Raw genomic sequence first — 12,589 nt, 5'->3', positions numbered from 1 at the left:
CCTCTCCATTATGCCCTTTTTCTGGCAGGGTCACAACCGTCCGCATTAAGGAGTTCTTACATTTCTTTGACAGAAAGAAACCCCTCGGTTGAGGGGAAAATGTTAAATCAGGTGCTGTACGCCGGTAACTTTACAGTCCGAGCCTCATTCGAGCCGGCATCTGAGCCAACGGCTGCTACCGCTGCTCCTTCAGCCAGCGGGCGGCGTCCTTGGAGAAGTAGGTGATGATCATATCGGCGCCGGCGCGTTTGAAACCAGTCAACGTTTCAAGCACGATCGCTCTTTCATTGATCCAACCGTTGCGGGCCGCCGCTTTGACCATCGAATATTCCGCGCTCACGTTATAAGCCGCAACAGGCAGGTCGAAGTTGTCCTTGACCGACTTGATGATATCCATATAAGCCAGCGCCGGCTTCACGATCAGTATGTCCGCCCCTTCGATCACATCGGATTCGGCTTCTCGCAGAGCTTCTCTTGCGTTGGCCGGGTCCATCTGGTACGTCTTGCGGTCGCCGAACTGAGGCGCGGAATGGGCCGCATCCCGGAAAGGGCCGTAATATGCGGATTCATACTTGACCGAGTATGACATGACGGGCACATGCTCGAAGCCCGCTTCGTCCAAACCGCTGCGAATGGCCTGGACAAAGCCGTCCATCATATTCGACGGAGCGATGATGTCCGCACCCGCTTCAGCCTGGGATACAGCCGTTTTGGCCAGCAGCTCCAACGAGGCGTCATTCTGCACGACGGCTTGTCCGGTTCTTTCATCCTGGTGAACCACACCGCAGTGGCCGTGGTCCGTAAATTGGCACAAGCAAGTGTCTGCAATAACGAGCAGATTCGGGTGTTTTTCCTTGATTGCCCGGGTCGCAAGCTGAACGATCCCGTTGTGGTCATAAGCGGAGCTGCCTTGGGAATCCTTCTCCGCAGGTACGCCAAACAGCAGAATCGCCTGAATTCCGAGGCCGACCACCTCCTGGATCTCCTGCTCCAGCCTGTCCAATGAAAAATGATACGCTCCCGGCATGGAAGGGATCTCTTCCTTCACATCGCTACCGTGCGTCACGAAAATCGGATAGATCAAATCATTTACAGTCAGCGTCGTTTCTCTGACCAAATTTCGGATATTCGCGGATCCGCGAAGCCTGCGGTGTCTGACTACAGGAAAACTCATCGTTTTTCCTCCTTTGGTTGTATAATTGCTCTGACCAGGGAAGCTACCGTCGCTTCCTGAGCCATATAATTTACGGGCAGCCCGAATTCGCGTGCCGTTGCGGCAGTCTTCGGCCCAATACAGGCAAACTCTGCGCTGGCCATAAGCTTTGCGGGATCTTCCGCGCCTGATAGCCGAAGCGCTTCGAAAAGATTTTTAACCGTTGAAGAACTGGTAAAAGTAATAATATCAATCGCGCCACGGCGAAGCAATTCTATGGTTTCGTCCCCATATTCGGCAGAGAGGACATTCTCGTAAACATCGATTTCGGTGACCTCGAGCCCCATTTCCGAAAGCATTCGCGGCAGCCCGCCGCCAGCCAAATCTCCGGTGGCCAGAAGCGCTTTTTGCCCGGGCTTTATGAGACCCGCCATAGCCTCGCCCAAAGCCTCGCCTTGAAAGCGTTCAGGCTGCACCTCCGCAATCAAGCCTCTTTGAGCGAGAGCTTCAGAGGTCTTCGAGCCGACAGCGGCGATCCGAGCTTTATGAAGCTTGCGCACGTCCATCTTTTTTTCAATCAATCTGTTAAAAAAGAATTCGACTCCATTGGCGCTGGTGAACACGGCCCAATCGAATACGTGAAGCGAGGCCAAAGCCTCGTCAAATTTGCCCAACGCTTCCCTGCTGCATGGAGCCTGGACCCGGATAACCGGGAATTCCACCGCTTCCCCGCCGTTATTTTCGATCAGCTCCACCAATTCGCTCGCTTGGCTTCTTGCCCGGGTTACGAGAATTCGTTTGCCGAACAGCGGCTGCTTCTCCACCCAGGCCAGCTTTTCCCTAAGCTTGACCACATCCCCCACAATAATTACGGCTGGAGACTGGAAATTCACTTCCTTCACCTGCGCGGCAATCGTGGAAAGCACACCGGTCAAAGTCTCCTGCTCCATCCATGTGCCCCAGCGGATCAGCGCAACCGGGGTGCCGGGAGCTTTGCCCCAATGAATCAGCTCGGATGCGATCTGTTCAATGTTGGCTACGCCCATTAGAAAAATCAGAGTGCCAGATGCCCCGGCCAAATTCCGCCAATTGACTTTACTGTATGTTTTATTCGGATATTCATGCCCGGTCACAATGGAAAAAGACGAAGTGAAATCCCTGTGCGTCACAGGAATTCCCGCGTAAGCCGGAACCGCGATTGCTGATGTGATGCCAGGGACAATCTCAAAAGGAATGCCGTTCTCCGCAAGCTCCTCGGCTTCCTCGCCCACTCTGCCGAAAACCGAGGGATCTCCGCCCTTCAGCCTGGCCACGCATTTGCCCTGCAAAGCCAGATCGACCAAAAGCCTGTTTATATCGTCCTGCTTCATCATATGCTTGTCCGGCAGCTTTCCGACAAAAATCTTCTCCGCCCCGGGCTTCATTTGACGCAGCAGACGCGGGCTGGCCAAACGGTCATACACCACGACATCGGCTTTTTGAATGGCCTGCAGCCCTTTTACGGTTATTAATCTGGGATCGCCCGGCCCCGCTCCAATGAGATAAACCTTGCCTCCGTTCAACCCGCCATCATCCCTTCAGTTCTTCCAAAATCGCATCCGCTCCCCGGCGGATCAAACGCTCGGCCAGCTCCAAACCGAGCGCCTCGGGTTCCGTACCGGTGCAGGTCTCCTTGAGCAAATTCTTCCCGTCAGGAGTGCCTACCATGCCGGTCACGGTGATGAGCGGTATTGTGTTCTCCGTTCCGTGCAGAACGCCCGCGTAAGCGCCGATCGGCACCTGGCAGCCGCCGTTCAGGCGGGCCAGGAAGCTGCGCTCCGTCCGTACCGCGAGCGCGGTCGGCTGATGCTGGTATCTGCCGAGCAGATCCAGCATGAAGGCGTCGTCCGCCCGGCACTCGATGCACAGCGCTCCCTGCCCCACGGCAGGGACGCACAGCTCGGGCGGCACATACTCCGTGATGCGATCGCTCCAACCGATGCGGTGCAAGCCCGCAGCGGCCAGTATGATCGCATCGAAGCCCTCCGATTCGAGCTTCTTCAGCCTCGAATCGATGTTGCCCCGGATCGGCTCGATCGCCAGATCCGGGCGCAAGTGTGCCAGCTGCGCGGACCTGCGCAGGCTGGACGTGCCGACACGAGCGCCTTCGGGCAGCTCGTGCAGGCTGCCGTGGCGGGCGGAGATGAGCGCATCCCGCGCGTCTTCGCGCTGCGGGATCGCGCCGGTGACAAGCCCGCCGGGCAGCTCCCACGGCATGTCCTTCATGCTGTGGACAGCCATGTCAATCTCCGCATCGAGCATAGCCTGCTCGATCTCTTTCACAAACAGTCCCTTACCTCCGACCTTGGACAGGGTCCTATCCAGAATCCGATCCCCTTTGGTGACGATCCTCCGGGTTTCGAAATGGGCCTCTATCCCTTCCGCCGCGCACAGCTCCCTCAGGTGATCAATGACCATATTCGTCTGGGTCAAGGCCAGAGCGCTCTGTCTGGTACCCACTATAATTTTGCGCAATGCAATCCCTCCATTCGCCGCCACTCTATGCATCACTATCCCCACACGGCAAAATCTTTGTTCCTTATATAGGGGGTAACACTGTATAATCCACGCCCGGATGAGCAGGTTTACCGTTTCACGCAAGCCCCTTCCGCTCGCCGAACCTGATGAGGGCTTCCGGCGAGAGGCCGGCGTCCAGGAGGCGGAACAGCTCTTCCGGCAATCCGCCGAACCGTCCTTCGGCAATAGCCGCTAATACTTTCCATTGTACCACAATTCCCATCATCTGTTGACGTTGCGCCGATTGATGCACCTTCTCGCGGAGCTTCCTCCTGACCTCATGCAAAAAATCCAGGTAAACCTCATATTCCTCGCCGAACATTTCCTCCACCCTGCTCTTGATCACAGCTGCCGCACCCGGACTGGCACCTCCGGTATAAATCGCTATCGTCAGCTTTCCTCGGCGCACGGCAGCCGGCAGGATCGTGTCGCCGGCCTCCGGCCGATCCGCCCGGTTGAGCAAAGCGCCCAGCCTTATGGCATCCTCGCCGACTTCGGCGTTGACTGCCTCGTCATTCGCCGCGGCTATAACCATAAACGCTCCAGCCGCATCACCGGGCCTGTATTCCCTCGACAGTCCGCGGATAAGCCCCGATCCGATCAATTGCCCAATTCGGTCCGTACATGCAGGACTGACCACCGTGACTTGCGCCCCGCACTCCAGCAGGGCAGCGATCTTCCGCTCCGCCACCGTTCCGCCGCCGACCACGACGCAGCGGCGCCCATGCAGATTGAGCATAATCGGAAAGTAAGTTTTCACACTCATCATCCTGTCCATCCGTGAAAATTGGAATAATAATTGGATACGACGAAATTGAGCACCACAATGCCAAAAGCCAGCAGATTCCACAAAGCGAGCTTTTTCCCGGTAATCCCCATCGCCGTCCGCTGGAACAGATAGAAGCCGTAAGCGCCAAGGACAAACACCGAATTCACAACTTTGGGATCGAACAACAGCTTCATGTTGTGCTCCAGAGAGATCCACACAATGCCAAGGGCCAGAGAGGTGAGCAGCAGCGGGGTTCCCGCCACCACCAGGTAATATGTATATCTGTCGGTGGTTTCCAGGCTGGGCAGCCTTCTCATGGTTGAAGACCACATCTTTTCTTTCAGCTGACGGTGCAGGAACAAATACATCCCCGAAAATACCGCAGCGGCGGTATAAGCCGCATAGCTGCCCATGGCCAAGGAAATGTGAATCAGCATCAGCTCGTCATTGATGGCCCAGCGGGAGTAGGTCGGAACCACATTCGGATTGCCGAAAAAATTCAGCGCCAGCACGCCGAACCCGAACACATTGACAAAAAAAACAAACAGCTCTATCCGAAAGAACCTCGCCGCCAGCAGGGATAAGGTCACGAGTGACCAGGAAAAAAAGAGCAGCGTCTCAAACATCGTAAAAGCGGTGGAGGAGCGGTGCTGAATAATGTTGAAAACCAAATAACAGGTCTGCAGCAGCCACACAAAAGAAAGCAGCCCCGTCCCCACTCTCTTGGCTTTTAAATTCCTGCCTATGAAATCGGAGAAATAGAACAGCAAGCTCAGCGCATAAATATAAATGATAAGATCATATAACCAGCTCTGTGTGACCATAAAATAGAATCTCCTAAATGCGCAAAGTCTTTAAAAAAGGCGAAACCGTCTCTTATCCGACAATTCCGCCTTCTTATATCCATATAATTTAAATCAATATCTCCGGTACGGGGTTTAACCTGCCGCCTGCGGGCTTATCCGTGTTCCACCCTGCGTCAATCTCTTTCTCCGCTGTACGCTGAGCCTTCCGGGCTTCTTCCTTCCGCTCTTGCTCCGCAAGCTGGTCCTCCAATGCAAACACCTGTGTAAAAAGCTCCAGAGCTTCGTCGCCTTTTCTCTCAACGGACATTTCCTTGATTTTGAGAATCGGATCTCTCAGCATCTGGTTCATCATGCTCTTCGTCAGCTTGCGGATCAGCTTCCGTTCATGGTCGCTGAGCTCCGGCAGACGGTTCAGCAGATTATCCAGGGTGTTCTCGTGGATCGCGTTCGCTTTCGTTTGCAGCGCCTGGATGACCGGACTGACCGCCAAAGTCTTCTTCCACTGCTCAAAAGCAGCCAGCTCCAGCGTGATCATCTCTTCGATCTTGACCGCTTCCTTGCGCCGTTCTTCCAGATTATGGTCGACAATCAGCTGCAAATCGTCAATGTCATAGAGAAACACGCCAGGCAGCTCGCTGATCGCAGGATCGATGTCCCGCGGCACGGCGATGTCTATCATGAACAATGGACGGGATTTGCGCTTCTGGATGACATGCTGTATCATGCCGTGGGTAAGCACGAGCTCCTTTGCCCCGGTTGAAGAAATAATGACATCCACATCCGGCAAATAATCGAACATCCGGTCCATCGGGCAGGCGATTCCATTGAACTTGTCCGCCAGCTCCTGCGCCCTCTCCAGCGTACGGTTTACCACGATCACTTTATGGGCTCCGTTCGAATACAGATGCTTGGCCGACAGCTCGCTCATTTTGCCCGCGCCGATCAGCATGATCGTCTTGTTGTCGTAGCTGCCGAAAATCCGCTTGCCCAGCTCCACAGCCGCATAGCTGACGGAAACCGGGTTCTCTCCGATGGAAGTTTCGGAATGGGCCCTTTTGGCCATCGTAACTGCTTGCTTGAATAATGTGTTAAAGAAAGTTCCGGTCGTCCCCAGGCTTTGCGCAAGCAGGAAGGAATCACGGATCTGGCCGAGGATCTGGGTTTCCCCGATCACCATGGAATCCAGTCCGCTCGCGACGCGGAACAAATGCTCCAGAGCTTGCTCTTCTTGATAAATATATAAATGAGGAGAAAATTGTTCTCTCGGAACGCCGAACCATTTCTCCATAAAGCTTTTGATATAGTGACCGCAAACATGCGCCCGATCTACAACTGCATAAATTTCCGTGCGGTTGCAGGTGCCCGCGATAACACATTCCAGTATGCTGTTCGTTTGCTTCAGCTCTGCGAGAGCTTCAGGCAAGTCCGCCTGGGCCACCGAAAATCTTTCGCGGATTTCCACAGGAGCGGTTCGGTAATTGAGGCCAACAACGATAATATGAATGTGAAGTCACCTGCCTTTCCCTAAACATGTTGTGGAGGTTGTTGAATTCAACATATATTATAGCATAAGAACCGGACAAGCCCAGCGACAATTTTGTACAATTTTTGAAGATCATACAGACTGTTTTGTCAGCGTACAACGCTATTCTTACCAAACGGCACCCAATCTAATCATAAGTTCCACCAATGATAAGCTTTGGTGCACAGCCGGCTTCGCACTACTGCAGCCATTTTTTCTTCAGCAGCTCTTTCAACGCCTTGTCTGCCTTGGCCATTTTATCATTCTGCGACGAAATCACGCTATCCCGGGAATCCAGCACCTTGCCATAGCCGTCGTACATCTGAGCGAACTGCTTGGCAGCTTCACCGAGCACCTGCAGCTCGTCGGGTTTCAACAGCCTTTCTCCACCCATCTGGAGCTTTTCGATATACTGCATGAGAGAGGACAGCGAGGCGAGAGGATTAAGTCCACCGTCTCCGGCCGCCAGCACAAGCCTTTCATGGGTATACATGACCGTGAACAACGCCTGCTTCGTATTGGTCAGCTCATGTGTCCCCTTCATCCTGGGAGCCTCCAGCAAATAGCTGTTCAGCATTTCCATTTGAAACATAGCGACCTGGTAAAGTAGCTGCGTAGAATCTTTCCTCTCAAAACGGTGCTGAACCGAGGAAAAAATCTGGTATAAAGGCCATACGACCAGAAGACCGACCAAAATCCACACAATCCCTTTTGCCGCCCGGCGCCTTGCCATTCGCTTTCCCCCCGTCTTTAAAGCGAGCTTCACAACCACTCGTCCTTTAAAATGTATGGGAGAAAGGATAGAATATATCCCTGTTTTTTTTTGCGGGCAAAAAGGATAATACAAGACTTAATGTTTCTTCACTCGTCAAAAACAAGTAACCGCGGCCAGAGGCCGCGGTTACTGCATACATCGATTTATTTTACGAGCTCTACCTGCTGCATTGCGGGTGTCTCTACCTTTAACTCGCCTAATCCGCGAATAAGCTTCTTAGCGTATACCGTTTCAGGCTTCAACACAGAAATCAAATGATCGATTGCCAGCTGAGGGTCAACGGTTTCACCACATGTGTAGCAATCCAATGCTGCGAATCCTCTCTCAGGATACGTGTGAATGGAGATGTGGCTTTCCGACAACATGACTAGAACTGTAGCTCCTTGTGGTTCAAACTGCTTCGCTTGAACAGATAAAACGGTGGCGCCGCAAACTTCAGCTGCTTCTACCATTTGAGCCTGCAACCATTCCGCATTGTTCAGCAGATCGAAGTCAGCTCCCCAAGTATCAACAGCAACGTGTCTTCCGAAAGTCGAGTATTCCATCTTTCGGTTCCCCCTTCCTAGGAATAAAATTGTTTTTATTTCATCCGCTAGGACCTACGTCATTCACTTCCCGAGGGAATAATCTCTCGCAACATTCAATGTCCTGAGTGAATCCTGGTTCCTATAATATTTTCAACGAAAATAAAAATAACATCTATTGGCCAGAAAAGCAACACTTTTTTTTGCCAACCGGTTCATAATTTTCAGTAATGGGAACACCACAATAAACACAATATGAATTTCTGCAAAAAAGGTTACAATTCCCATACTATTCTATGGAAGATCGGGTGCCCGTTTAAAACGCAATTCAGGGAACGCCGCACAAAAGAACGTCATTCGCTCAGGACAGGAAAGGCCTCAATAGGGCTGCCTTCGTTATTAACGAAAAAGACCCCTCCAGAGGGATCTTCATCACTATGTTCTAGGCTTCAAGCAAGAATAACCGGCGGCTCATCTTTTGAAGTCTTTCGTCGATTTGTTTGTGTATTTCAGGCTCTTGCACGGAGTTTCTCAAATCCAACAGATGATTGACCTGATCTTGTATGATCGCAATTTCCCGCTCAACCTGCCTTCTCTTGAACAGCTGCTCCAACTGGCCGACTCTGTTTCTGTACTCATAAATAATTTTCTCGGAGGCACCGATGACTTCGACGATCTTCACGACAGAACCATGGTGATAGTGATAAACCATTGTAAAGGTAGGATAAATCCGGTTGACCACTGCATCACCTTTAAAGATGGAGATGGCTTTGCGCATCAAGTTGGCCAGCTTCTGGGAACTGATTCTGCAGCTCCTTTCACAAACAAACTTGTTGAATTGACGTTCAAACGACAGTAAAACTTCTTCTCCCTCATCGTCTCTAAAGGCGATCTCTTGGTTGCCGTTCTCCACGACTTTCACGTGCAAAGTCACTTGATGGTCTTCGAACATTTGAATAAACTTCGACATTTGGGCTTCCGTTAACTCCAGGCAGGTTTTGACATATTCAGTCGCTAACCGTTGTGCCATAAAAATCCCTCAATTCTATTTTTTCAAACCGTATACCTTTACAAAAGTATTATACAACATTGAACAAGATGTTTCCTGCATTTAAACCACCCAAAAACCGCCGAAATCCAGAAAAAAACGCAGAGATTTCAGATTAGCGCAAAAGTTTGCATGTTTCCCTCGCTTTCCCTGCTTGATGTCCTCGGTTCCCTGCCGCATGTGATCGCACATTGTGTCATTTTCACACGACCTGTGATTTAAAGCATTCCTTGGCGTTAACCAAAAAGACCGCCTGGCATATAAACTATGCAGAACGGCCTTGTTCTATGCCCTATGACATTGTAGTCATTCCAACCCTTGTTCCGCCCGCTCTCCCGCACCGTTGCCGGAGGGATCCGCAGCATCCCGGATGATGGCTTGCTCAATCACAGCCCACAGTTCATCCTTTCCGAGCCCGAGCTCCGACGAGAAAAGAATCATCGGATCCGATTTGTTGAGCTGCAGGTCCTCCCGGATGATTCTCTGATGCTTGGTCCACTTCCCTTTCGGGATTTTGTCCGCTTTGGTCGTCACCACGCAGACCGGCGCACCGTAATGCTTGAGCCACTCATAAGTCGCGATGTCGTCCTTGGAAGGAGGGTGGCGCAGGTCGATGATCTGCAGTATCAGCTTGAGAGGCTCCCGGTTCAGCAGATATTCCTCGATAAACTTCCCCCACTGCTCGCGGAGCGACTTGGAAACCTGGGCATACCCATACCCCGGCAGATCGACAAAAAATAAATCGTTATTAATGCGGTAATAGTTCAAAGTCTGGGTCTTCCCGGGTTTGGAGCTTGTCCTGGCAAGGTTTTTTCGCGAAATCATGCGATTGATCAACGAAGACTTGCCGACATTTGAACGCCCTACCAGAGCAATTTCCGGTAAGGCATCCGTCGGGTACTGTTTCGGACCAACCGCGCTGATAACGAATTCAGCTTGATTGACCTTCATGTGTATTCACTCTTTCTCTCTATCTCACTTCTACAGGTTTTACAAGCGCTTGCTCCAGAACTTCGTCCATGTGGCCCACAGGCACGAAGGTCAAGTCATTGCGGACGCTGTCCGGAATCTCCTGAATGTCTTTCTCATTATCCTTGGGGAGCAGCACTTTGCGGATGCCGGCTCGGTGGGCGGCCAAAGTTTTCTCCTTCAGTCCGCCGATAGGCAGGACGCGGCCTCGCAACGTAATCTCGCCCGTCATAGCCACCTCCCGTGAAACCGGGATATTCGTCAGAGCGGAGATCAGCGCGGTCGCCATCGTAATCCCCGCGGAAGGACCGTCCTTCGGAATCGCTCCTTCCGGTATGTGAATATGGATGTCATTTTTCTCGTGGAAGTCCGGCGGTATATTGAGCTGCTGCGCTCTTGACCTCGTATAAGAGAAGGCTGCTTGCGCGGATTCCTTCATTACATCGCCGAGTTTGCCGGTCAAAGTGAGCTTGCCGGTGCCCGGCATGACGGTCACTTCAATGACCAGCGTGTCGCCTCCGACCTCCGTCCAGGCGAGTCCGGTAACGGCCCCCACCTGATCTTCCGCGTCTACCGTGCCGTAGCGGAATTTGCCCGGCCCGAGGTAATCTTTGAGATTGTCTTTATTGATGCTGACCTGGATCTCCTCCGGGCTCGTCACAATCTGCTTTGCGGCTTTACGGCACAACGCGGCAAGCTGCTGCTCCAGGTTCCGGACCCCGGATTCCCGGGTATATTCCCGGATCACCTTCATTAAAGTACCTTCCTCTGCCGTCAGCTGGTTCTCCTTCAACCCGTGCTCTTTCTCCTGCTTCGGAAGCAGGTGATTCCTCGCGATCTGCAGCTTCTCCAGCTCCGTGTAGCCCGGGATATACAGCACTTCCATACGGTCAAGCAGCGGGCGCGGAATGTTGTGGACCGCATTCGCCGTCGTAATAAACATCACCTTCGACAAATCGAAAGGCACTTCAATAAAATGATCGCTAAAAGTGCTGTTCTGCTCCGGATCCAGGACTTCAAGCAAAGCGGCCGAAGGGTCGCCGCGGAAATCGTTCGCCATCTTGTCGATTTCATCGAGCAGGAAAACGGGATTGCTCGTTCCCGCGTTCTTCATCCCCTGGATGATCCTTCCGGGCATTGCGCCCACATAAGTGCGGCGGTGGCCTCGGATCTCGGCCTCGTCCCGCACGCCGCCCAAGGAAATCCTGACGAATTCGCGCCCCAAGGATTTGGCGATCGACCGGGCGATAGAAGTTTTACCGACGCCGGGAGGACCCGCAAGGCAAAGAATGGGACCTTTCAGCTTCTGAACAAGCTTCTGGACAGCCAAATACTCCAGGACCCGCTCTTTGGGCTTCTCGAGCCCGTAGTGTTCCTTGCTGAGGATCTCTTCCGCCTTATTGATGTCAAGATCGTCCTCTGTCCTTTTGTTCCAGGGAAGCGTCAAGAGCCAATCGATGTAGTTGCGGATTACTCCGCTCTCCGCAGAGGTAGCAGGCATCTTTTCCAACCGGTCGATTTCCTTCTCGATCTTCTCTTTCACTTTCTCCGGCACGCCGGATTCCGCCAGCTGGTTGCGAAGCTCCTCCACCTCGCCGGCACGGCCTTCCTTCTCGCCGAGTTCCTTCTGGATCGCCTTCATCTGTTCGCGCAGATAATATTCCTTCTGCGTCTTCTCCATCTGCTTCTTGACGCGCTGGCTGATCTTTCTTTCCAGCTCCAGCACTTCCCGTTCGTTGCCCAGGATGTCCAGCAGCTTCTCGAGCCGCTCGCGGACATCGATGGTCTCCAGAATCTCCTGTTTGTCTTTGATCTTCAAAGTGAGATGGCTGCAGATCACATCCGCCAGCCTGCCCGGCTCGTCAATGTCGGACACCGCGGCTAACGTCTCGGGAGTTACCTTCTTGGATAAATTAATATAATGCTCAAACTGGTTGAGCACCGTTCTCATCAGAGCATCAATTTCGGGATCGGTCACTTCCTGCTCGTGCAGTTCTTTAACGTTAACCTCGTAATACTCGTCATTATTAAGAAAATCGATGACTTCGGCCCGAATGACGCCTTCCACCAGAACCCTGATCGTTCCGTTCGGCAGCTTCAGCATCTGTCTCACTTTCGCTATGGTACCGATCCGGTAAATATCCTCTTTGGACGGCTCCTCGATGTTAACCTCCGATTGCGAGCAGAGGAGAATCATACTGTCCTCGACCATGGCTTTGTCCAATGCCTTAACCGACTTTTCCCTGCCAACATCCAAATGGAGGACCATGCTCGGATATACAAGCAGGCCTCTCAGAGGGAGCAAAGGCAGTCTCCGTGTCTTATTCTTGTTAGGTCCCATCGTAAGCACCTCCATCGGAACTCTCCGTTTGCCGCACAACTATTTTATCAAAACTCGGGTCCAAATACCAATTACAGCCGAACAAGCTGCCTGCGGCGCGGTTACTCCGCCGGGACTACGCTATAA

At 52.6% G+C, this 12,589-nt stretch carries 11 protein-coding genes; all 11 read right to left on the bottom strand.

Annotated features, from left to right (window positions below; genetic code table 11):
- Positions 1-175: 175 nt before the first annotated feature.
- Positions 176-1,174: a porphobilinogen synthase gene (hemB, locus tag ACZ5N7_RS00390; protein WP_464656379.1), complete on the bottom strand. Its 999-nt coding sequence runs from the start codon at positions 1,172-1,174 to the stop codon at positions 176-178.
- A complete protein-coding gene (gene cobA / locus ACZ5N7_RS00385) occupies positions 1,171-2,715 on the bottom strand; it encodes a uroporphyrinogen-III C-methyltransferase (RefSeq protein WP_464656377.1) in 1,545 nt (514 codons plus the stop codon). Before cobA ends, hemB begins: the two co-directional genes overlap by 4 nt.
- A gap of 7 nt (positions 2,716-2,722) precedes the next feature.
- Complete coding sequence (hemC, locus tag ACZ5N7_RS00380; protein WP_464656375.1) at positions 2,723-3,667, bottom strand: hydroxymethylbilane synthase; 945 nt, start codon at positions 3,665-3,667, stop codon at positions 2,723-2,725.
- Between the two features lie 118 nt (positions 3,668-3,785).
- Positions 3,786-4,469 carry a precorrin-2 dehydrogenase/sirohydrochlorin ferrochelatase family protein gene (locus tag ACZ5N7_RS00375; protein ID WP_464656373.1) on the bottom strand — a complete coding sequence of 228 codons (684 nt, stop codon included), beginning with the start codon at positions 4,467-4,469 and terminating at the stop codon, positions 3,786-3,788.
- Positions 4,470-4,474: 5 nt separating this feature from the next.
- Positions 4,475-5,302, bottom strand: coding sequence for a cytochrome C assembly family protein (locus ACZ5N7_RS00370; RefSeq protein WP_464656371.1), 828 nt, complete (start codon positions 5,300-5,302; stop codon positions 4,475-4,477).
- Positions 5,303-5,390: 88 nt separating this feature from the next.
- Positions 5,391-6,788: a glutamyl-tRNA reductase gene (hemA, locus tag ACZ5N7_RS00365; RefSeq protein ID WP_464659377.1), complete on the bottom strand. Its 1,398-nt coding sequence runs from the start codon at positions 6,786-6,788 to the stop codon at positions 5,391-5,393.
- Positions 6,789-7,005: 217 nt separating this feature from the next.
- On the bottom strand, positions 7,006-7,539 hold the full coding sequence (locus ACZ5N7_RS00360) for a hypothetical protein (RefSeq protein ID WP_464656369.1): 534 nt from the start codon (positions 7,537-7,539) through the stop codon (positions 7,006-7,008).
- A gap of 185 nt (positions 7,540-7,724) precedes the next feature.
- Positions 7,725-8,126 (bottom strand): adenosylmethionine decarboxylase, encoded by a 402-nt coding sequence (gene speD, locus ACZ5N7_RS00355; protein ID WP_464656367.1) that lies wholly within the window; start codon positions 8,124-8,126, stop codon positions 7,725-7,727.
- Between the two features lie 421 nt (positions 8,127-8,547).
- The gene (locus tag ACZ5N7_RS00350; RefSeq protein ID WP_464656365.1) at positions 8,548-9,135 is read right to left on the bottom strand and encodes a non-ribosomal peptide synthetase module; all 588 of its coding nucleotides are present in this window, start codon (positions 9,133-9,135) and stop codon (positions 8,548-8,550) included.
- Positions 9,136-9,459: 324 nt separating this feature from the next.
- Entirely contained in the window at positions 9,460-10,104 is a 645-nt protein-coding gene (yihA, locus tag ACZ5N7_RS00345; RefSeq protein WP_464656364.1) for a ribosome biogenesis GTP-binding protein YihA/YsxC, read from the bottom strand.
- 19 nt (positions 10,105-10,123) lie between these two features.
- Positions 10,124-12,463, bottom strand: a complete 2,340-nt coding sequence (gene lon, locus ACZ5N7_RS00340) for an endopeptidase La (RefSeq protein WP_464656362.1) — start codon at positions 12,461-12,463, stop codon at positions 10,124-10,126.
- Between the last annotated feature and the right edge of the window lie 126 nt (positions 12,464-12,589).

It is taken from the genome of Paenibacillus sp. JCM 18996, from assembly GCF_055392555.1.
Note: the sequence above shows the minus strand (reverse complement) of the source record. Positions and strands in the feature narration are given on the sequence as shown.